Origin of the sequence: Pseudomonas sp. NPDC087358, from assembly GCF_044900785.1 — a bacterium.
In the GTDB taxonomy this organism is placed as follows: Bacteria; Pseudomonadota; Gammaproteobacteria; order Pseudomonadales; family Pseudomonadaceae; genus Aquipseudomonas.
This window is the reverse complement of record NZ_JBJDOA010000006.1, coordinates 25,501-46,159: the sequence shown is the minus strand read 5'-3', so window position 1 is coordinate 46,159 and position 20,659 is coordinate 25,501. Positions and strand designations below refer to the sequence as shown.

At 61.4% G+C, this 20,659-nt stretch carries 17 protein-coding genes; 12 read left to right on the top strand and 5 right to left on the bottom strand.

The window, feature by feature from the left end:
- Positions 1-202 precede the first annotated feature (202 nt).
- Together dtd and pip are read right to left on the bottom strand one after the other, a co-directional pair.
- Complete coding sequence (gene dtd, locus ACI2KS_RS15545; RefSeq protein ID WP_404621715.1) at positions 203-640, bottom strand: D-aminoacyl-tRNA deacylase; 438 nt, start codon at positions 638-640, stop codon at positions 203-205.
- A 138-nt stretch (positions 641-778) separates the two neighbouring features.
- Positions 779-1,750: a prolyl aminopeptidase gene (pip, locus tag ACI2KS_RS15540; protein ID WP_404621713.1), complete on the bottom strand. Its 972-nt coding sequence runs from the start codon at positions 1,748-1,750 to the stop codon at positions 779-781.
- 399 nt (positions 1,751-2,149) lie between these two features.
- On the opposite strand from pip, the gene ACI2KS_RS15535 reads away from it, so the two are divergent.
- From ACI2KS_RS15535 to ACI2KS_RS15505, 7 genes are all read left to right on the top strand, one after another.
- Complete coding sequence (locus ACI2KS_RS15535) at positions 2,150-4,633, top strand: glycogen/starch/alpha-glucan phosphorylase (RefSeq protein WP_404621711.1); 2,484 nt, start codon at positions 2,150-2,152, stop codon at positions 4,631-4,633.
- Between the two features lie 236 nt (positions 4,634-4,869).
- On the top strand, positions 4,870-7,746 hold the full coding sequence (locus ACI2KS_RS15530; protein WP_404621709.1) for a DUF2339 domain-containing protein: 2,877 nt from the start codon (positions 4,870-4,872) through the stop codon (positions 7,744-7,746).
- Positions 7,743-9,125 carry a DUF3999 domain-containing protein gene (locus tag ACI2KS_RS15525; protein ID WP_404621707.1) on the top strand — a complete coding sequence of 461 codons (1,383 nt, stop codon included), beginning with the start codon at positions 7,743-7,745 and terminating at the stop codon, positions 9,123-9,125. The genes ACI2KS_RS15530 and ACI2KS_RS15525 overlap by 4 nt, the downstream gene beginning before the upstream one ends.
- A 198-nt stretch (positions 9,126-9,323) precedes the next feature.
- Complete coding sequence (locus ACI2KS_RS15520; RefSeq protein WP_404621705.1) at positions 9,324-10,334, top strand: class 1 fructose-bisphosphatase; 1,011 nt, start codon at positions 9,324-9,326, stop codon at positions 10,332-10,334.
- Between the two features lie 4 nt (positions 10,335-10,338).
- Positions 10,339-10,941, top strand: coding sequence for a DUF924 family protein (locus tag ACI2KS_RS15515; RefSeq protein ID WP_404621703.1), 603 nt, complete (start codon positions 10,339-10,341; stop codon positions 10,939-10,941).
- Positions 10,942-11,068: 127 nt separating this feature from the next.
- Positions 11,069-11,323: an outer membrane protein assembly factor BamE gene (gene bamE, locus ACI2KS_RS15510; protein ID WP_404621701.1), complete on the top strand. Its 255-nt coding sequence runs from the start codon at positions 11,069-11,071 to the stop codon at positions 11,321-11,323.
- Between the two features lie 86 nt (positions 11,324-11,409).
- Positions 11,410-11,907, top strand: coding sequence for a lipocalin family protein (locus ACI2KS_RS15505; RefSeq protein ID WP_404622178.1), 498 nt, complete (start codon positions 11,410-11,412; stop codon positions 11,905-11,907).
- A 125-nt stretch (positions 11,908-12,032) separates the two neighbouring features.
- Here ACI2KS_RS15505 and ACI2KS_RS15500 read toward each other — a convergent pair whose 3' ends face one another.
- Entirely contained in the window at positions 12,033-13,397 is a 1,365-nt protein-coding gene (locus tag ACI2KS_RS15500) for a formimidoylglutamate deiminase (RefSeq protein ID WP_404621699.1), read from the bottom strand.
- Positions 13,398-13,596: 199 nt separating this feature from the next.
- On the opposite strand from ACI2KS_RS15500, the gene hutC reads away from it, so the two are divergent.
- The 4 genes from hutC to ACI2KS_RS15480 all read left to right on the top strand — a co-directional run bounded on the left by hutC (position 13,597) and on the right by ACI2KS_RS15480 (position 17,142).
- Complete coding sequence (hutC, locus tag ACI2KS_RS15495; RefSeq protein WP_404622177.1) at positions 13,597-14,307, top strand: histidine utilization repressor; 711 nt, start codon at positions 13,597-13,599, stop codon at positions 14,305-14,307.
- Entirely contained in the window at positions 14,304-14,897 is a 594-nt protein-coding gene (locus ACI2KS_RS15490; RefSeq protein WP_404621697.1) for a HutD family protein, read from the top strand. The genes hutC and ACI2KS_RS15490 overlap by 4 nt, the downstream gene beginning before the upstream one ends.
- Before the next feature lie 149 nt (positions 14,898-15,046).
- Complete coding sequence (gene nhaA, locus ACI2KS_RS15485) at positions 15,047-16,225, top strand: Na+/H+ antiporter NhaA (protein ID WP_404621695.1); 1,179 nt, start codon at positions 15,047-15,049, stop codon at positions 16,223-16,225.
- Between the two features lie 194 nt (positions 16,226-16,419).
- Positions 16,420-17,142 (top strand): anti-sigma factor domain-containing protein, encoded by a 723-nt coding sequence (locus ACI2KS_RS15480; protein WP_404621693.1) that lies wholly within the window; start codon positions 16,420-16,422, stop codon positions 17,140-17,142.
- A gap of 72 nt (positions 17,143-17,214) precedes the next feature.
- Here the strand turns inward: ACI2KS_RS15480 and ACI2KS_RS15475 are convergent, their stop codons facing one another.
- Complete coding sequence (locus tag ACI2KS_RS15475; protein ID WP_404621691.1) at positions 17,215-17,856, bottom strand: DUF1109 domain-containing protein; 642 nt, start codon at positions 17,854-17,856, stop codon at positions 17,215-17,217.
- Complete coding sequence (locus ACI2KS_RS15470; RefSeq protein WP_404621689.1) at positions 17,853-18,437, bottom strand: sigma-70 family RNA polymerase sigma factor; 585 nt, start codon at positions 18,435-18,437, stop codon at positions 17,853-17,855. Before ACI2KS_RS15470 ends, ACI2KS_RS15475 begins: the two co-directional genes overlap by 4 nt.
- 497 nt (positions 18,438-18,934) lie before the next feature.
- On the opposite strand from ACI2KS_RS15470, the gene hutU reads away from it, so the two are divergent.
- Positions 18,935-20,650: a urocanate hydratase gene (gene hutU, locus ACI2KS_RS15465; protein WP_404621687.1), complete on the top strand. Its 1,716-nt coding sequence runs from the start codon at positions 18,935-18,937 to the stop codon at positions 20,648-20,650.
- Positions 20,651-20,659: the final 9 nt, after the last annotated feature.

The following is a 20,659-nucleotide window of genomic DNA, read 5'->3' as shown; positions in this document are numbered from 1 at the left end:
GAGCATTGTTCCGACTCCGAAAGGGGCCAATGATTCCCCAAACGATTTCGGACCAGTCTGCGTTTTTACGATTTTGACGAACGATAGCCCGTCTTTGTAGCGCGCGATTATCTAGTAGCCCGCGTTACAACGCATCAGGGGAAGCAAAGTATTTATGGCTTTTTGCCTACTAAATACGGGTACGACAGGCAAAACGGCAGGTTTAGCTCTCCAGCAAAAATGTCACAGGGCCATCATTGATCAGATGCACCTGCATATCTGCACCAAATTGGCCTGCCGCGACCGTTGCGTGCGAGTTTTTAGCCTTCTCCAGCAAATAGTCGAACAATTCGGAGCCCAGTGCAGGCGGCGCGGCTTTCGAGAAGCTTGGGCGCATGCCACTGCGTGTATCGGCGGCCAGTGTGAACTGGGAGACCAGCAGCAGACCACCGCCCACGTCGCTCAACGATAGATTCATTTTGCCGTCGGCGTCGCTGAACACCCGGTAGTTAAGCAGCTTGTGCAACAACTTGTCGGCACTGGCGCGCGTGTCCTGCGGCTCGACCCCCACCAGCACCAGCAGCCCCTGATCGATGGCGCCGACCGTCACACCCGCGACATCCACGCGTGCGCCCTGCACGCGCTGAAGCAACCCTTTCATTTACAGCCCTCGTTCTTGCAACCGTTCACTGTAGAAGCGAGCTTGCTCGCGATTGCGATAGCCCAGCACGATTGCAGTGTCCGGGCTGAAGTCCACGCGAGCAAGCTCACTCCTACAACAGGTAGGCAGCGCGACGTGTCACGCCTCTTCTGGTGGCAGATCCAGCAAACGCCGCGCCACCTGCGAAGCGGCGCGCACCAGCGCATCGGTGATGCCCGGCTCGGATGCGGCATGACCTGCATCGCGAATCACCTGCAGCTCACTGTTGGGCCAGTTCTGGTGCAATTCCCAGGCGTTGTCCAGCGGGCAGATCACATCGTATCGGCCGTGCACGATGATCCCCGGCAGGTGCGCAATCTTGGGCATGTCGCGGATCAGCTGGTTTTCTTCGAGGAAGGCGTTGTTGGTGAAGTAGTGACATTCGATACGGGCGATGGACAGCGCGCGTTGCGGCTCTGAGAAGCGGTCCACGACCAGCGGGTTGGGACGCAGCGTGGCGGTGCGGCCTTCCCAGGTGGACCAGGCCTTGGCCGCGTGCATCTGGGCAATCTGGTCATTACCGGTCAGGCGCTTGTGGAAAGCGGTGAGCAGATCGCCGCGCTCATCGAGCGGAATCGGCGCCAGGTAATCCTGCCAGTAATCGGGGAACAGGCGGCTGGCGCCCTCTTGGTAGAACCACTTGATCTCTTGCGGACGGCACAAAAAGATACCGCGCAGAATCAGCGCGTGTACGCGATCGGGGTGTGCCTGGGCGTAGGCCAGCGACAGGGTCGAGCCCCATGAGCCGCCGAACAGTACCCATTTGTCGATGCCCAGGTGTTGGCGAATCCGTTCAAGGTCCTGGACCAGATGCCAGGTCGTGTTGTTTTCAAGATTGGCGTGAGGCGTGGAACGGCCACACCCGCGCTGGTCGAACGTGATGATGCGGTACAGGTTCGGATCGAAGTAGCGACGGCTCTGCGCGTCACATCCCGCACCTGGCCCACCGTGAATGAACACCACCGGCAAGCCTTCCGGCGAGCCGCTTTCATCGACATACAGCACATGAGGCTCTTCCACTGCCAGATCGTGCCGGGCATAAGGTTTGATCTGCGGGTACAAAGTCTGCATAGGTGCTCCATAAGTCCAATTCAGGGGCTTCTATCTAGCTGCCGTTTGGCATCATAAACCTGAATTGGCAAATGATCATATTGGCGCGCCATCTGCCCTGTGGCTGCACGGCTTGCGGGCCCTGGCAGCCACCCTTGGAATCGCCAAACCGACGACTCGTGGGGCCGCAGGGACGCGGTCACGAACAAAATCTTGCGCGCGGCCATGAGATTGGAACGATCAATGCAAGCCTGCCAAACCGTCTGACAACTTGAGAAATCGGCGAACCAGACCGCCTTGGGTGAGTCGTAAAGAGGTCATGTGAGGGGATATTCATTCATTCGGGAGGACATATCCGCTGACACGCCCTACAGTCAAACAATCCCATTAAATCGTCAAACCAACTTGAGGTCGTACCCGATGTCTCCGGAACCCAACGTTCGTGACGCTGAAGTGGCAGCCTTTCGTGAAGCTGTGCTGAACAAACTCGAGTATGCCGTCGGCAAAGACGCCGACCATGCGTTCGACCATGACTGGTTCATGGCCATTGCCCTGGCGACCCGCGACAAGATGGCCGAGCGCTGGATGAATCACACGCGCTATATCTACAAGCAGGAAAGAAAGCGGGTGTACTACCTGTCGCTCGAATTTCTGATCGGGCGGCTGATGTTCGACAGCCTGAGCAACTTGGGCATCATGGAAATCGCCCGCGAAGCGCTCAAGGGACTGAAGGTCGATCTGGAACAAATCCGCGCGCTGGAACCTGATGCCGCACTGGGCAACGGTGGCCTGGGCCGTCTGGCCGCCTGCTTCATGGAAAGCATGTCGACGCTGGGCATCGCCGGCCACGGCTATGGTATCCGCTATGAGCACGGCCTGTTTCGTCAGGCGATTGTCGACGGCTGGCAGCAGGAGCAAACCGAAAACTGGCTGGACTTCGGTAACCCCTGGGAGTTCGAACGTCCGGAGGTGATCTATCAGATCGGTTTCGGCGGCAGCGTACAGCCAGTACTCGACGCCTCCGGCGCGCCCGTCATCGACGCCTCTGGCGAGACACGGCAGATCTGGACCGCCGGCGAGACTGTGCGCGCCATCGCCTATGACACGCCCGTGGTCGGCTGGCGCGGCAAGGCGGTTAACACCTTGCGCCTGTGGCGTGCCCGGGCAGTGGAAGATTTGCACCTGGAGCGCTTCAACGCCGGTGACCACGTAGGTGCGGTGGCGGAAGTCGTGCGCGCCGAAAGTATTTCCCGCGTGCTGTATCCCAACGACAGCACCGAAGCCGGCCAGGAACTGCGCCTGCGTCAGGAATACTTCTTCGTCTCGGCCTCGCTGCAAGACCTGCTGCGTCGACACAAGAACATGGGCTACACCATCAACAGCCTGCCGGAACACGCGGCCATCCAGATGAACGATACGCACCCCTCGATCGCCGTGGCGGAGCTGATGCGCATCCTCATCGACCTCAACGGCGTGGAATGGGACGAAGCCTGGCGGATCACGGTCGGCACGCTGGCCTACACCAACCACACGCTGTTGCCCGAAGCGCTGGAAACCTGGTCGGTCGGGCTGATGGAACGCATGCTGCCGCGGCACATGCAGATCATCTACATGATCAATGCCCAGCACATCGACAACGTTCGTCTGGAGCACAAGGACGATCCGGACCTGTTCGGCCTGCTGCGTGCCGTTTCGCTGATCGAAGAGGACAACGGCCGACGTGTGCGCATGGGCAATCTGGCGTTCATTGGCTCGCACAGCATCAATGGTGTTTCGGCGCTGCACACCCAACTGATGCGCAAGACCGTTTTCGCGCACCTGCACAAACTTTATCCGGACCGCATCAACAACAAGACCAACGGCATCACGTTCCGCCGCTGGCTGTTCCAGTCCAACCCCGAACTGACCGCCATGCTGGTCAAGGAGCTGGGCGAGCAGGTGCTGGACAACCATGAAACCGCGCTGCTCAAACTCGAGCCGCTGGCCGATCAGCCGGCGTTCCAGAAAGAGTTCGCAACCCAGCGGCTGCACAGCAAGCAAGCGCTGGCTGCGATCATTCAGGATCGCATGGGCATCACGATCAACCCTGAAGCGATGTTCGACGTGCAGGTCAAACGGATTCATGAGTACAAGCGCCAGTTGCTGAACCTGTTTCATACCGTGGCCCTGTATCAGGCCATGCGCGCCGACCCAAGCACCGACTGGGTGCCACGGGTGAAGATCTTTGCAGGCAAGGCAGCGGCCAGCTATCACTCGGCCAAGCTGATCATCAAACTGGCCAACGACATCGCTCGTACGGTGAACAACGACCCTACCCTGCGTGGCCGCCTGAAAGTGGTGTTCATCCCCAACTACAACGTCAGCCTGGCCGAAAGCATCATTCCGGCGGCCGATCTGTCGGAGCAGATTTCCACCGCAGGACTGGAAGCGTCAGGCACCAGCAACATGAAATTCGGCCTCAACGGCGCCTTGACCATCGGCACCCTGGATGGCGCCAACGTGGAAATGAGCGAGCAAGTCGGGCTTGAACACATGTTCATCTTCGGCATGACGGCGCAGGAGGTGGAAGCCCGCAAGCATGCCGGCGAGTTCAACGCGCACAACGACATTGCCGCTTCGGGACGTCTGAACGATGTGCTACAGGCAATCCGCGGCGGGGTGTTCTCTCCGGACGATCCGTACCGTTATGCCGGACTGATCGAGCAGTTGATCGACTATGACCGGTTCTTTGTCTGCGCGGATTTCGAATCGTACTGGGCGGCCCAGGCCAGAGTGGAAAAACGCTGGCACGACTCCAGCGAATGGTGGCGCTCGGCGGTGCTCAACACTGCGCGCATGGGCTGGTTCTCTTCGGACCGGACCATTCGCGAGTACTCCAACGATATCTGGAAGGCGCTGGATTGAGGCAGGTCGCTAGCGCCACACCGTTGGAACTGTAGGAGCCGGCTTGCTGGCGAATGCAGGTCGTCAGACACGCAAATGGTGGCTGACACACCGCCTTCGCCAGCAAGCCGGCTCCCACAGGTTTTTCCCTTCGACATGATCGGGAACTGCTTCACGACACAATTTGTTTCCTCTTCCCTCACGCCCGATATACTCCTGTCCATCGCCGGTCACCGGCCGAAAAGGGATGTCGTCGCGTGCAATGGATTCTTTTGCTGGCTGGCCTGTTCATCGGTGCGCTGCTCGACGAGTCGCTGATGGGCGGCGCCGTGGGTGCGGTGATCGGGCTCGCCGCGGGCTTGAGCCTGCGCTTGTCGTCGGTGGCGCGCGAAGCGGCCGGGCAAAAGGCCGAGCTGGCAAAAACCAGGCTGGATCTGCAGACCCTCGAACAACGCCTGAACCGGTTGGACTCGGCCGCTTTGCAGATGCCGGATTTACCTGCCGACAGCGCTGCCCCTGCCCCGCTTGATATTCAACCCATTGCCGACAACGGTCCGGAATTGCTCTGGGACCTGCCAGACCTCGATTCCCCGGAATCCCTGAGCGACACTCAGACAGAGGCTGCCAGCGACTCGCAATGGCGCCGACCACCTGATACCACCCAGGCTCGTCCCGTTGCCCAAACGTCCGCATCCGCCGAGCCCAACCTGTTCGACAGCACCCTGTTGCGCGCCAGAGAATGGCTGCTGGGCGGCAATACCGTGCTTAGAGTGGGTGTGGTGCTGTTGTTTCTCGGCCTGGCATTTCTGCTGCGCTACGCCACCGAAGGCATGGTGGTGCCGATCGAGGCGCGTTATGCCGGGGTCGCCCTGGCCGCCGTGGCACTGCTGGGACTGGGCTGGTGGCTGCGGCATCGCAACGAATCCTTCGCCCTGATGCTGCAAGGCACGGGAATAGCTGTGTTGTACCTGACCGTCTTCGCCGCGATGAAGGTCCATACGCTGCTGGCCCCCGGCATGGCCTTCGCTCTGTTGGTCGCCGTGACCCTGTGCTCGGCCATCCTGGCATTGACCCAGAATTCCTTGGCACTGGCCTGCGTCGCAGCGCTGGGAGGCTTCGCCGCGCCGCTGTTGACCTCATCCGGGGAAGGCAGCCACGTCGCGCTGTTCGGGTATTTCGCCCTGCTCAACGCCGGTATTCTTTCCATCGCCTGGTTCAAGGCCTGGCGCCCACTGAATCTGATCGGCTTCGTCGCAACTTTCGGCATCGGCTGTGCGTGGGGCCTGAAGTCCTACACCCCAGAGGTGTTCTGGAGCACTGAACCCTTCCTCGTCCTGTTCTTTCTGATGTACCTGGCGATCGGTTTGCTGTTCGCCCGGCGCAAATTGCAGGAACACGGCACAGGGCCTGAGGATGACAGCCGCGAAGCGATGCTGCGTTGGTCTGCACGGCAAAGTCACTACGTCGATGGCAGCCTGCTGTTCGGTACGCCGATTGCCGGATTCGGCCTGCAGTACGCGATCATCCGGCACGTTGAATTTGGCGCGGCGCTCAGTGCATTGGTGCTGGGCCTCCTTTATATGGGGATCGCCCGATTCCTTGCCGGACGCGCGCCCGGCCGGGGCTTGCTGCTGGTGGAAACCTGTCTGTCACTGGGCGTGGTGTTCGCCACCCTGGCGATCCCCTTGGGGCTCAGCGCACAGTGGACCACGGTCGCCTGGGCGGTCGAAGGCGCAGCGGTGTTCTGGCTTGGCCTACGCCAGAATCGCTTGCTGGCGCGGGTCTTCGGCTTGCTGTTGCAGCTGGGCGCCGGCGTCGCATTCCTGGCAGTGGTTGGGCGCTGGTACGGGCCGATGTTCAATCACGCCGACTTCTGGACGCCACTGATCATCTCCCTGGCCGGATTGATCAGCGCATTTACCGTCGAGCGCATTGGCACGTTGCGCCTGGCATTGAGTCAGCGATTGCTGCAGCCATCGCTATTGCTCTGGGGGGCATTGTGGTGGTCGGTCGCGCTGTGCGTGAGCACCCATTACGTCGAGGGCGGCCGCGAAGTGCCGACGCTGTTGCTGCTGGGTGCCATCAGCGTCGGCCTTTGGACCGTCGCCGCGTTGCGCCTGAACTGGTCCGGGCTGGCGCAGTTGTGCAGCCTGCTGACGCCTGCCAGTTTCGTGTTGCTGGGGCTGATGCTGTTCAATCCGTATTACCACCCGGCCGCCGACTGGGGCTGGCTGGGCTGGCTTGCGGTGTTTGCGGCGCACCTGCTGTCGCTCAAACGGCTGGATGCCTTGCTGCTGCCACGCCTGCGCAGCGCGGCTCACGTGATCGGATGCTGGCTGATTATCAGCGTGTTGTCACTTGAACTGCGCTACGGCTTGCTGGTGTTGTCAGAGTCCTACAATGCCTGGCGCTGGTTGGGCTGGGCGCTGCTGCCAAGCCTTTATCTGTTGGCGATGACAGCGCAACGCAAGTGGCCATGGCCGATCGGCGCCTACATCCGCGAATACCGCGTCTGGGCAGCCGCGCCGCTGGCAATGCTGATGCTGGCGTGGTTCTGGCTCGCCAACGGGTTCAGTGATGGCGCCGCCGACCCGCTGCCCTACATCCCGCTGCTCAACCCTCTGGAGCTGGGTTTGCTGATCACCCTGGCGGGTATTTTCAGCTGGACCCGTCAGCAACTGCCGCAGTTGGGCGTCAGCCTTGATCATGCGCGCAAAGCTGCGCTGGTGATTGCAGGCGCCTCACTGTTTGCCCTGGTCACCGCCATGGTCCTGCGCAGCGCTCATCATTGGGCCGGCGTGGCCTGGCACACCGATGCGCTGTTCGAATCGATGCGGGTACAAGCGGGCCTGTCGATCGTCTGGACCCTGATGGCGCTGGCGCTGATGATTGGTGGCCATCTGCGCGCACGGCGTGAGGTGTGGATCGTCGGCGCGGTATTGATCGGTGTCGTGGTCGCCAAGTTGTTCCTCGTCGAACTGAGTAATCGAGGCGGGCTGGAGCGGATCGTTTCGTTTATCGGCGTTGGCATTCTGCTGCTCGTAGTGGGATATTTCGCACCATTACCGCCGAAAAAAGCTACACGCAGTCAGCTACCCACCGACGCTGCGCCCACGGATTCGGCACCGCAATGAACAACAGGAGTCAGTTGTTGAGCCGTCAGTTCATCGTGAGAGCCGCCGTGTTCGGCGCTCTATTGTGCGCAGCCCTCTGGGCTCAGGCTGAGGATTTGCCGGATGACTTCGCCAGCCACATCCCGCTGACCGTCAGCGGCGAAGGCCCCTGGTATCGCCTTGAGTTGCCGCTGGCGCTGCAGCTGAACGCGCGCCAGAGCAACCTCAACGATGTGCGCGTGTTCAACGCCGATGGCCAGGCCCAGCCTTATGCCTTGAGCCTCGGTCAGCCACAGCGCGAAGAAGACCAGAGCCCGGTCTCGGTGAAGTGGTTCCCGCTCTACAACCGCGACGACGCCCGGGATGCCGAGCCGAAAATCCGCGTCGAGCGCACAGCCAACGGCACGCTTGTCGAGGTTCAGCCGCAGGGCGAAATCGAGGCCGGTGAGGAGATCCTGCGTGGCTGGTTGCTGGACACCAGCGCGATCAATGCGCCGCTGGATCAGCTGATTCTCGACTGGAGCACCGAACGTGAAGGCTTCCAGCGTTTCAGCATCGAGGCCAGCGATGATCTGCAGCACTGGAAACGCTGGGGTGAAGGTCAGGTAGCGCGGTTGTCGTTTGCCGATGAACTGGTAGAGCAGCGCGTCGTCACGCTTGCGGGGCGCAGCGCGCGCTATCTGCGGCTGCTGTGGAATATGCCGCAATCGGCACCGACCCTGACCTCTGCACAACTGCTCAGTAGCCGACCGGGTGTGCTGCCGTTGAGCTGGTCGCCGGCGATTGCCGGCCAAGTGGAGAAACCCGGTGTGTATGTCTGGCAACTGCCTGTCGCCCTGCCGCTTGAGCGCATGAGGGTCGACATTACTCAGCCCAACAGCCTGGCGCCCGGCACGTTGTACGGCCGTCGCGACGCCAGCGCCCCATGGCGGTTGATCGATAGCGGTCTGCTTTATCGCCTGACGCAAAATGGCCAGGACGTGGTGCAAGATGAAATGGAGTTGCCCGGCGATGTCGTGCAACAACTCAAGCTTGAGGTCGACGAGCGAGGCGGCGGCCTGGGCAAGGATGCGCCGAAGCTGAGCTTCGCCGTACGGGCGACGCAGCTGGTGTTTCTGGGCCGTGGCGCGCCACCGTACAGCCTGGCTATCGGCAACGCGACGATCAAGGGCGCCAACCTGCCACTGGCTACGCTGGTGCCAGGGGCGACCGCGGAAAAACTGACAACGCTGGGCAGTGCAGCACTGACGACAGCGCCGCTGGTGCCCGCGACGCCCGCCATTGCCGCGGCTCCCGGGCCGGACTGGAAACGCATCGGGCTATGGTCGGTCCTGGTGTTGGGGGTGATTTTTCTGGGCTGGATGGCGATTGGCACCTTGCGGGCCTCTCGCGGTAAATAAAAAAAAGCGCAATCATCAGCGCTGAACCGATCCTGCACTGACAAAACGCCAACGATCTACCCCAACTTGTTGCGATGCAGCGTCTACGCTCATGTAGCCCGTGAACTCAATCACTACCGAGCCGGTCTGACAGGCAGTATTAAGTCCTTACACGCGTTAAACTGTTCGCGTTTTTATTCCCCATCTTCGGAGCTATCCATGTCCCGCGTTACCCTGAGTCGCTATCTGATTGAGCAGACCCGCAGCAACAACACTCCTGCCGATCTGCGCTTCCTTATCGAAGTGGTGGCGCGTGCGTGCAAGGAAATCAGCCACGCGGTATCCAAAGGCGCCCTGGGCGGTGTCCTGGGCAGCATGGGTACTGAAAACGTTCAAGGTGAAGTGCAGAAGAAGCTGGACGTGATTTCCAACGAAATCCTGCTCGAAGCCAACGAATGGGGCGGCCACCTGGCCGGCATGGCGTCCGAAGAAATGGACAACGCCTACCAGATCCCGGGCAAATACCCCAAGGGTGCCTACCTGCTGGTATTCGATCCGCTGGACGGCTCGTCCAACATCGATATCAACGCGCCGGTCGGCACGATCTTCTCGGTGCTGCGTTGCCCGAACGAATACCTGAGCCAGAACGAAGCGCTGAATGAAAAGGCCTTCCTGCAGCCAGGCACCGAGCAGGTAGCCGCCGGCTATGCCATCTATGGCCCGCAGACCATGTTGGTGCTGACCTTGGGCGATGGCGTCAAGGGCTTCACCCTGGATCGTGAAATGGGCAGCTTCGTGCTGACCCACGAAGACATCAAGATTCCGGAGTCCACTCAGGAGTTCGCGGTCAACATGTCCAACCAGCGTCACTGGGAAGCCCCGGTACAACGCTACGTTGACGAATTGCTGGCCGGCGAAGAAGGCCCGCTGAAAAAGAACTACAACATGCGCTGGGTTGCCGCGATGGTGGCCGACGTGCACCGCATCCTGACCCGTGGCGGTCTGTTCATGTACCCACGCGACTCTCGCGAACCTTCCAAGCCGGGCAAGCTGCGCCTGATGTACGAAGCCAACCCGATGTCGTTCCTGGTCGAGCAGGCCGGCGGTGCCTCCACCAACGGCCACCAGCGTATCCTCGACATCCAGCCTGAAGGCCTGCACCAGCGAGTGGCGGTGTTCCTGGGTTCGAAAGAAGAAGTGGAACGCGCTACCTCGTACCACAAGGCGTAACAGCGTGAGGGAGCCCTGGCTGCCGTTGCTCGCTTGGTGGTTCGGTTCTGCCGAGTCCCCCGGCGACATCGCCAGGGAGAAAAACCGGCTCTGGTTCGGCAAGAAGAAATCCCAGGACACCGACGCGCTCCACCGCTTCGGTGGCCTGGTGGACCTTGCGCTCAAGGGCGGCCTGTCGCAGTGGGCCGAAACCCCGCAAGGCTGGCTGGCGTTGGTGCTGTTGCTCGATCAACTGCCACGCATGATATTCCGCGATACGCCCAAGGCTTATTCCGGCGACCAACGCGCCCAGGCGCTGGTCAGTCATGGCCTCAAGCTTGAGCGCGACCTGGCGCTGACCCCGCTGCAACGCACCTTTATCTATCTGGTGCTGGAACACACCGAAAACCTGCACGCCCAGGACGAAGCCATCAGCCGCTTCACTGCGCTGCTGCCACTGCTCCCCGCCACAGACCGCGAGTACTTCACCCAGACCCTGGATTACGCAAAAAAGCATCGTCTGGTGATCGAGCGCTTCGGGCGTTTTGCGCATCGCAACGAGGTATTGGGCCGGGCGTCTACCGAGCAAGAACTGGAGTTCTTGAAGGAGCATGGGTCGAGGTTTTAGCAAGTCACCTACTTGCTCTCATTGTTGGCACGGAACCAGACCCTGCCTTTTCTCTTCTAAGCTTGCGCTATCGTCCCAGCGTCTTGGCGCTGCGACGTTGCCCCCCTTCGATTCAGGAGCTCCACCCATGTCTTTGCGCTCTATTGCGTTGTTGACCTTTTGCGTACTGCTGGCGGCCTGCAGCAAGGTCAACCAGGAAAATTACTCGAAACTCTCGGCAGGGATGTCCAAGGTCGAGGTCGAACAACTGCTCGGCAGCCCGACCGAATGCTCGGGAGCACTGGGGATGTCGAGCTGCACCTGGGGCGACAAGAAGGCGTTCATCAGCGTTCAGTATGCCGCTGACAAAGTCGTGCTGTATTCCGGTCAGGGGCTCAAATGAATATCAACCGTGTGATGCGCCTCGGCGCGGCGGCACTGGCCGCGATATGGCTGAGCGCCTGCGCAGTGACCCCGCAAGGAGAATCCATGGCCCCCAGAACTGCCGACAATGTCGACCTCAAGCGCTATCAGGGCACATGGTACGAACTGGCGCGCATGCCGATGTTCTTCCAACGTAACTGCGCGCAGTCCGAGGCCCATTACAGCCTCAAGGATGATGGCAACATCGCGGTGACCAACCGCTGTCGGACCCTTGAAGGTAAGTGGGAACAAGCCACCGGCAGTGCCTCGCCACAGGTACAAGGCAAGACCGACAAACTGTGGGTAGTGTTCGACAACTGGTTCTCGCGTCTGCTGCCAGGCGTCGCCAAGGGCAACTACTGGGTGCTCTACGTCAGCGACGACTACAAGCTGGCGGTGGTGGGCAACCCCAATCGCAAATACCTGTGGCTGCTGTCGCGTACCGCTCACGTGTCGGAGTCGGTGCGCAACGAACTGCTGAGCAAGGCGCAGCAGCAGGGGTATGACACCACCAAGCTGATCTGGCGGGCGGATGATTCGACGATCGCCAAGGTGGCTGACTAGCGCAGCTTTACGGTAGGAGTGAGCTTGCTCGCGATGGCGGTCTGTCAAACACCTTAAAACTGCCAGACCTACCGCAATCGCGAGCGAGCCCACTGTTACAGGGTACGGGTCTGCGTTGAGGCTACCTACCCCAACAACTCCCGCAACACCTGGGCAAACGCACGGCTGCTTTGCTCTTCATCGGCATGCCGGCCATCGCGAATGACCCAACGACCGTTGACCATCACCTCACGCACCTGGCGATCGCCACCGGCAAACAGCCAGCGATTGAGAATGGCGTCACCCGAAGCGGTTGCAAGGTACGGATCGTTGCCATCGAGCACCAGCCAGTCGGCGCGCTTGCCAACCTCCAGCGCGCCAATCGCCTGGCCCATCGCCTGCGCACCACCGGCCAGCGCTGCGTCATACAAGGTACGCCCGACCATCGGCTGGTCCGGCCGATACAGGCGATTGCGCCGCTGATCGCGAAGACGCTGACCGTATTCCAGCCAACGCAGCTCTTCGACGACACTCAACGACACATGGCTGTCCGAGCCGATCCCCCAGCGCCCGCCCTGGGCGATGTAGTCCACCGCCGGAAAAATCCCGTCGCCCAGGTTCGCTTCAGTGGTCAGGCACAATCCGGCCACGGCGCGACTTTGCGCCATCAACGCCACTTCATCGGCCTGGGCGTGGGTAGCGTGCACCAGACACCAACGTTGATCGACCTCGACGTTTTCGTACAACCACTGCAACGGCCGACGTGCGCTCCAGCTCAGGCAGTCATCGACTTCCTTTTGCTGCTCGGCGATGTGGATGTGCACGGGGCATTGACGGTCGCTGGCGGCCAGGACGTCACTGATCTGTTGCGGCGTCACCGCACGCAGGGAATGGAAACACAGGCCCAGGGCTTGAGCCGGCTGCGCACCAATGATCGGTTGCAGGCGCGATTGCAGTGCCAGATAGCTTTCGGTGCTATTGATGAACCTGCGCTGGCCTTCGTTGGGCGCCAGCCCGCCAAACCCTGCGTGGCTGTACAGCACAGGCAGCAGGGTCATGCCGATACCGACCGAAGCGGCCGCCTGACTGACCTGCAGTGCCAGCTCGTCCGGGTTGGCGTAGGGCTTGCCGGTGGTGTCCTGATGCACGTAATGAAATTCCGCCACCGAGGTAAAACCACCCTTGAGCATCTCGATATACAGCTGACGGGCAATGACCCCCAGTTGTTGCGGGCTGATCTGTCCCACGAGGCGGTACATCAGGTCGCGCCAGGTCCAGAAACTGTCATTGGGATTGCCCGCCACTTCCGCCAGACCGGCCATCGCCCGCTGAAACGCGTGGGAGTGCAGATTGGGCATGCCAGGCAACACCGGGCCATTGATCAGTTCAGCGCCCTCTCGATCAGCGTCGGCCTGAACATGGGTCAACAGGCCATCGGCGCTGACCTCGAAACGTACGTTATTGGCCCACCCGCCTGGCAATAACGCTCGTTCGGCAAAGAAAACGGACATTGCTTCGCACCCCTCACGTGAAATTGTCTATACATATACAGACGTTTGCCTGCCCGGTAAACTGCGGCAAGCTTGTCGTTCATCGAGTTAATGGTTAGCGTGAGCACCGGCTATAACGCCATTAGCCTTCTGACTTTTATGCCATAACAAGGATTTCTCTGTGCCGACTCCGCCTGCCATCTCGCCGTTGGCCGCCCAGATGGGTGACAGTCCGGCGCCGCTGTACGCCCGGGTGAAGCAAATGATCACCCAACAGATTCAAAACGGGACCTGGCCGCCGCATCACCGCGTGCCGTCCGAAAGCGAACTGGTGACTCAGCTGGGTTTCAGCCGCATGACCATCAACCGCGCCCTGCGGGAAATGACCGCAGAGGGCATGCTGGTGCGCATGCAGGGCGTCGGCACTTTCGTCGCTGAACCCAAGACCCAATCCGCGTTGTTCGAGGTGCATAACATCGCCGACGAAATCGCCTCGCGCGGTCACGTACACACCTGCCAGGTGATCATTCTCTGCGAGGAAGCGGCCGGCTCCGAGCGCGCGTTGGCGCTGGACATGCGTGAAGGCCAGCGGGTGTTCCACTCCTTGATCGTGCATTTCGAGAACGGTATCCCGGTGCAGATCGAAGACCGCTTCGTCAATGCGTTGGTCGCACCGGACTACTTGCAGCAGGACTTCACCAAACAAACCCCCTACGCTTATCTCAATCAGGTCGCGCCGCTGACCGAAGGCGAGCACGTGGTCGAAGCGATTCTGGCCGAGCCTGACGAGTGCAAGCTGCTACAGATCGAAAAAGGCGAGCCGTGCCTGCTGGTGCGCCGTCGCACCTGGTCCGGGCGTCAGCCGGTGACCGCCGCCCGCCTGATTCACCCCGGTTCTCGCCATCGCCTGGAAGGACGCTTCAGCAAATGACCCGACTGACTGTTCTACGTGCCGCTGACTACCCGCGCATGCCATGGAAAAATGGTGGCGGCAGCACCGAGGAAATCACTCGCGATGCAGGCGCCGGTCTGGACGGTTTCGGCTGGCGCCTGTCGATTGCCGATATAGAACAGTCCGGCGATTTTTCAGTGTTTGCCGGTTATCTGCGCATCATCACGGTGCTGCAAGGCGCAGGCATGACGCTGAACATCGACGGCAAGGACAGCGAGCCGTTGTTGGTGTCCGATCCGTTTGCCTTCAGTGGCGACAGCGAGGTGTCCTGCACTTTGCTGGACGGACCAATCCGCGATTTCAACCTGATCTACTCGCCAAGCCGCTATAAAGCGCGTCTGCAATGGCTCGACGTGCTGCAACCGCAACGCTTCTTCAGCTGCGCCGATGTGTTTGTGGTGTTCAGCGCCGCCGAACAGATGGCGGCCAACCTGGGCGAGCATCCACCGCTGCTGCTGGAACGCCATGACTGCCTGCAACTGGACAACCCGCAGGGCTCATTGCTGGAAGTGGTGCTGTACGCGCCGCGTGCGAGCCGGTGTTGTGTGATTGAATTGAGCGCAACTTGACAGCCACTGCCTTCAACCTGCGGCAGCCGGCTTGCTGGCGAAGGCGTCAGGCCAGACACGAGGATGTCGCCTGACCCACCATTCGCTGCATCCCGGCTCCCACGGCCTTTGCCCGCAAGCCAATCATCTCGCCGCACACAAGGACGCGCATGACCAACGTCGACAATCAGAAAGAAACCCCACGCGCCCTCGCCATCCTCGCAAGCTTCCTTGCGTCGGAGTCCGCTGGCGGCATCGTGCTGATGGGCGCGGCGCTGGCGGCCATCATCGTCGCAAACTCGCCCATGGCTTCGTCCTACTTCGCCGCACTGCACAGTGTCTGGGGTGGGCTGTCGATCGAGTTGTGGATCAACGACGGCTTGATGGCGATCTTCTTTCTGATGGTCGGACTGGAGATCAAACGGGAAGTGCTTGCCGGCGGGCTTGCCAGTTGGGGCCAGCGTGCCCTGCCCGGTTTCGCTGCAGCGGGCGGGATGCTGGTACCGGCACTGATCTACGTCGGCATCAACATGGGCAACCCGCAAACCCTGAGCGGCTGGGCGATTCCGGCGGCCACCGACATCGCCTTCGCGCTGGGCGTGCTGTCATTGCTGGGTAAACGGGTGCCAACCTCGCTGAAAGTGTTTCTGGCTGCGCTGGCGATTCTCGATGATCTGGGCGCGGTCACCATCATCGCGCTGTTCTACAGCACCGGGCTGAACCTGCCGATGCTCGGCGCCTCCTTTGCGACCCTGGCGGTGTTGATCATCATGAATCGCATGGGCGTGCGGCGTCTGCTGCCCTATCTGCTGCTGGGCCTGCTGCTGTGGTTCTTCGTCTTGCAGTCGGGCGTGCACGCGACACTCGCAGGTGTCGCGTTGGCCTTGTGCATTCCGCTGGGCACCCGTCAGGAAGAACACCGCTCGCCGCTGTTGCTCCTCGAAGAGAAGATGCACTACTGGGTAGCGTTTGCCGTGGTGCCAGTGTTCGGCTTTGCCAACGCCGGCGTGTCGCTGACCGGGATCACTCTGGGCAATCTGCTGGACCCGATACCGCTGGGCGTCGCGCTGGGGCTGTTCATCGGCAAGCAGATCGGCGTATTCCTCGCTGCGGTGCTGGCCATTCGCTCGGGTCTGGCCACCTTGCCGCAAGGCAGCAACTGGGCCCAGCTCTACGGCGTGGCGCTGCTCTGCGGCATTGGCTTCACCATGAGCCTGTTTATCGGCAACCTGGCCTTCCCTGGCGCGGCGCACCTGATCGATGAGGTAAAAGTGGGCGTGCTGATGGGCTCGATTCTGGCGGCGATTGCCGGGGTATTGTTACTGCGCAGCAGACTGGCGCACCACTGATTCGATCGCGGCAACGGCAGACCTCTGGCGATCGTCCGAGTGTATTACCGGCGTTCGCCGTGCGTCGCATCCAGGTCTTCATCGCGGTGCGGGCAGCTATTCTCAACGGCGAATCGCACAAAAAGCCGGGTCGCCATTCAGACCAGTGACAGCCCGGATCAAGCGCAGCCTTTCCGCGCTCCGGGGATGCACAGATGAGCGAAAAATCCGACACAACACCTGAACATGACGTACAGATACTGGCGGGCGAATACGTGCTCGGCACGCTTTCTCCTGAGCGACGGGCAGAGGTGCTCGAGCGCATGGATCATGACCCGGCGTTGCGTCGGGCGATCCAGAGTTGGCAGGCCCGCCTGTTACCGCTGCCTGATGTTGCCGAGCCGCAAGCGCCAGGTGCGCGACTGAGGAGTCTGCTGGGCCGCCAGCCCGGTGGCTCTGCCGATGGATCACGCGCCAGGAGCAAGAAGTCTCGCCGATGGAGCAGTCTGAGCCTTTGGCGCCGGCTCGCCGCTGTGGGTCTGGTTGCCACCGTACTGCTCGGCACGCAACTGCTGACTCAGGTTACGCCCACCAGCACGCCGTCCTGGCTGGCGGTACTCTCAAGCCCTGAAGACAAGACGCCCGGCTGGGTGATTCAGATCAGCGATTCGCGAGAAATCCAGCTGATCGCCCTTGGCATGCCCAAGGTGCCGGACGACAAGACACTGCAACTCTGGACAGAGACCGACGACTCCCGGGGGCTGGTGTCGTTGGGCAGGGTCAGGCCCTACGAAGTGCTCAAGGCGCGGTTCAATGCCCTGCTGCCGTTGAAGGCGAACCAGGTGTTTGAGCTGACCCTGGAGAACGCCACCGGGCCGATCGCCAGCAAGCCAGGCGGCGCGGTGCAGTTCATCGGGCGGGTGGCGAAGGTGATGTAGCGGATTGTGTGAGCGTGCCTCTGCTCGATAGGCACCAAGTGGCGCCCTCGCGTCCGGCCGCACGCAAAAGCCTTACCAGCGCAACAGCCGGGGCCCGAGCAGCCCGCCGATAACGGTCGACAGCAGTATCCCCAGCAGGTACCAGACGCCCCAGAACGGGACCTCCATCTCAGGACAATGCAGGCAATAGGCAATGGTCGCCAGAGAACCTGCGAGCAACCCCCCGCAAGCGCCGGCCGCACGCAGACGGGTTGGCGCCATGCTGCGCAGCGCCCAGAAGATCGAGATGAAGCCGGGAATCGCCAGCAGCACGATATTGATCGCACAGACCTTCCACGTCTTGCCGAAAATCATCGCCAGCCGCGTGTCGGGCGCCGCTTGAGCCAGCGCGTACAGCCCCCCCAGCCACACGCCCAGCACCGCAAGACTCACCAGCAAGCCGCCTGCCCCTGCGCTCATGCCGGGACGCGCCAGGCGCATGACCATCCACAGCGAACCCGCCGCCAGACACAACGGCAGCGCAACCTTGCCCCAGAACAACGGCGTTCTGGCCACGAACGCAAGGTCCGGCCGCGCGCCGAAAATCACCAGCACCAGCAGCAGGGAACCCAGCGCAGCCATGGCCACCGCCAGACTGAAACGCTTGGCAAGCAGGCCACGATCCACCGCAGCGACATCGCCGGCGAGCATGGAGATCAGGTCATCGGTTTTCATCGTGTACCTCGTATGCGTGCCGCCAGCGCCTTGAGGCCGCGATGCACGCCAATCTTGACCGCTGATTCGGACAGCCCGGTCATCTTCGCTGTTTCAGTCACCGATAAACCTTCAAGCTTGACGTGGAGGATGGGCAAGCGCTGGCGATCAGGCAGCTCGTTCATCAGCTTGCCCAGATCGCGACTGGCCTGGGCCGGCTCCAGCGCAGGCTCGGCGAACAGCTCGGCGGTGTCATCAAGCGAATCATTGAACACATCGCCGCGCGACCGGGCGCGAAAGAAGTCAGTGAGTTTATAGCGAGCAATGGCAAACACCCAGGCGGTGAAAGGCTGATCGGCGCGGTAGGTGTGGCGGGCGTTATGAATCGCCAGCAGCACTTCCTGAAGGACATCTTCGATTTCACCCGGCTGGCGTTGCAGTCGCCCTCTCAAATACCCGCGCAAATGGCTGCTCAGCTCCGAAAGCAAGGCTCGATACGCCTGCGCGTCGCCGTCCTGCCCCGCCAGAAACAGCGATTGCAGGTGCAGCTCCCGGTTGCGTAGCGCCGCATTGTGCGCAGCGTGATCAGTAGTTCGCTCCATCGCCCGCCCTGGTTACATCTTCGGTGAAATATTTATCGAGTCAGCCTGTAGCAGCCCGGCTTGCTGGCGGTGGCGCAGAGGGTATCGCCGCCGCCAGCAGGGCTGGACTGCTACAGAGGCGTAGTAGATGCCGGACACCGCCGTCAAACAATTCAACTTTCTGTTACCGATTGCCCTGTCGTGGGGCGCGCGCACCCAAAAGTAACAATTTCGCCATCTGCGTAACGTTAGCCGCACTGGGGCATTGGGGTGGAGAAATCGATGCACGCCCGGTTATTCGTGGGCTGGCGATCTTTTGCAGTGACCAATCGACGAGTTGGCCCCTTGGTTGCATATGCTTGTATGTACAAGTAAATATGAGTATGCAAGAGTACATTCAGCGCCCCGCTTCGGCTCATAGAACCGGCGCCTGATCTGCCAAACCCATATTCCGCCTGTTCGACGCAGGCACCGTCAGCCCAAGTGCCTGGGCCGGATTGATCACCGAGGATTGTTACGTGACTACTGACAACAAAACCCCAGCCCAGCAATGGACCAAACGCCGCGACGTGGAAATCCGCGCTGCCCGCGGCACTCAACTGACCGCCAAGAGCTGGTTGACCGAAGCCCCGTTGCGGATGTTGATGAACAACCTGGACCCGGAAGTCGCCGAGAACCCTAACGAACTGGTGGTCTACGGCGGTATTGGCCGTGCGGCTCGCAACTGGGAATGCTACGACAAGATCGTCGAAAGCCTGACCAACCTGAATGACGACGAGACCCTGCTGGTGCAATCCGGCAAGCCGGTCGGCGTGTTCAAGACTCACAGCAACGCGCCGCGCGTGCTGATCGCCAACTCCAACCTGGTGCCGCACTGGGCCAGCTGGGAACACTTCAACGAACTGGACGCCAAGGGCCTGGCCATGTACGGCCAGATGACCGCCGGCAGCTGGATCTACATCGGCAGCCAGGGCATCGTCCAGGGCACCTACGAAACCTTCGTCGAAGCCGGTCGCCAGCACTACGACGGCAGCCTCAAGGGCCGTTGGGTACTGACCGCAGGCCTGGGCGGCATGGGTGGCGCACAACCACTGGCCGCGACCCTGGCCGGCGCATGCTCGCTGAACATCGAGTGCCAGCAGAGCCGCATCGATTTCCGCCTGAAAAGCCGTTACGTCGACGAGCAGGCCACTGACCTGGACGACGCGCTCGCACGCATCGCCAAATACACCGCCGAAGGCAAGACGATCTCCATCGCACTGCTGGGCAATGCGGCTGAAATCCTCCCGGAACTGGTTCGCCGTGGCGTACGCCCGGACATGGTCACCGACCAGACCAGCGCCCACGACCCGCTCAATGGCTACCTGCCAAAAGGCTGGACCTGGGAGCAGTACCGCGACCGCGCCGCCACCGACCCTGCCGCTGTGGTCAAGGCCGCCAAGCAGTCGATGGCCGAGCATGTTCAAGCCATGCTGGCGTTCCAGAAACAAGGCATCCCGACCTTCGACTACGGCAACAACATCCGCCAGATGGCCAAGGATGAAGGCGTCAGCAACGCGTTCGACTTTCCAGGCTTCGTACCGGCCTACATCCGTCCGCTGTTCTGCCGTGGCATCGGCCCGTTCCGCTGGGCGGCGCTGTCGGGCAACCCTGAGGACATCTACAAGACCGACGCCAAGGTCAAGGAACTGATCCCCGACGACGCTCACCTGCACAACTGGCTGGACATGGCCCGCGAGCGCATCAGCTTCCAGGGGCTGCCGGCACGTATCTGCTGGGTAGGCCTGGGTCAGCGCGCCAAGCTGGGCCTGGCGTTCAACGAAATGGTGCGCAGCGGCGAGCTGTCGGCACCGGTGGTGATCGGTCGCGACCACCTGGACTCCGGTTCGGTAGCCAGCCCCAACCGTGAAACCGAATCGATGCAGGATGGCTCCGACGCGGTGTCCGACTGGCCGCTGCTCAACGCCCTGCTGAACACCGCCAGCGGCGCGACCTGGGTATCGCTGCACCACGGCGGCGGCGTGGGCATGGGCTTCTCGCAGCACTCGGGCATGGTCATCGTCTGTGACGGCACCGACGAGGCTGCAGAGCGTATCGCCCGGGTTCTGCACAACGACCCGGGCACTGGCGTCATGCGTCATGCCGATGCTGGCTACCAGATCGCCATCGACTGCGCCAAAGAGCAGGGCCTGAACCTGCCGATGATCGATAAAGCGCGGTCTGAAAAAAACTAGCAATACAAC

Excerpts from the sequence above, each read along its gene's own strand:
- nhaA (WP_404621695.1), top strand. The coding sequence starts at position 15,047 with ATGACCAACGTCGACAATCAGAAAGAAACCCCACGCGCCCTCGCCATC.
- bamE (WP_404621701.1), top strand. The coding sequence starts at position 11,069 with ATGTCTTTGCGCTCTATTGCGTTGTTGACCTTTTGCGTACTGCTGGCG.
- ACI2KS_RS15490 (WP_404621697.1), top strand. The coding sequence starts at position 14,304 with ATGACCCGACTGACTGTTCTACGTGCCGCTGACTACCCGCGCATGCCA.
- ACI2KS_RS15470 (WP_404621689.1), bottom strand. The coding sequence starts at position 18,437 with ATGGAGCGAACTACTGATCACGCTGCGCACAATGCGGCGCTACGCAAC.
- ACI2KS_RS15480 (WP_404621693.1), top strand. The coding sequence starts at position 16,420 with ATGAGCGAAAAATCCGACACAACACCTGAACATGACGTACAGATACTG.
- ACI2KS_RS15520 (WP_404621705.1), top strand. The coding sequence starts at position 9,324 with ATGTCCCGCGTTACCCTGAGTCGCTATCTGATTGAGCAGACCCGCAGC.
- ACI2KS_RS15475 (WP_404621691.1), bottom strand. The coding sequence starts at position 17,856 with ATGAAAACCGATGACCTGATCTCCATGCTCGCCGGCGATGTCGCTGCG.
- hutC (WP_404622177.1), top strand. The coding sequence starts at position 13,597 with ATGGGTGACAGTCCGGCGCCGCTGTACGCCCGGGTGAAGCAAATGATC.
- dtd (WP_404621715.1), bottom strand. The coding sequence starts at position 640 with ATGAAAGGGTTGCTTCAGCGCGTGCAGGGCGCACGCGTGGATGTCGCG.
- ACI2KS_RS15535 (WP_404621711.1), top strand. The coding sequence starts at position 2,150 with ATGTCTCCGGAACCCAACGTTCGTGACGCTGAAGTGGCAGCCTTTCGT.
- ACI2KS_RS15500 (WP_404621699.1), bottom strand. The coding sequence starts at position 13,397 with ATGTCCGTTTTCTTTGCCGAACGAGCGTTATTGCCAGGCGGGTGGGCC.
- ACI2KS_RS15525 (WP_404621707.1), top strand. The coding sequence starts at position 7,743 with ATGAACAACAGGAGTCAGTTGTTGAGCCGTCAGTTCATCGTGAGAGCC.
- ACI2KS_RS15505 (WP_404622178.1), top strand. The coding sequence starts at position 11,410 with ATGGCCCCCAGAACTGCCGACAATGTCGACCTCAAGCGCTATCAGGGC.
- pip (WP_404621713.1), bottom strand. The coding sequence starts at position 1,750 with ATGCAGACTTTGTACCCGCAGATCAAACCTTATGCCCGGCACGATCTG.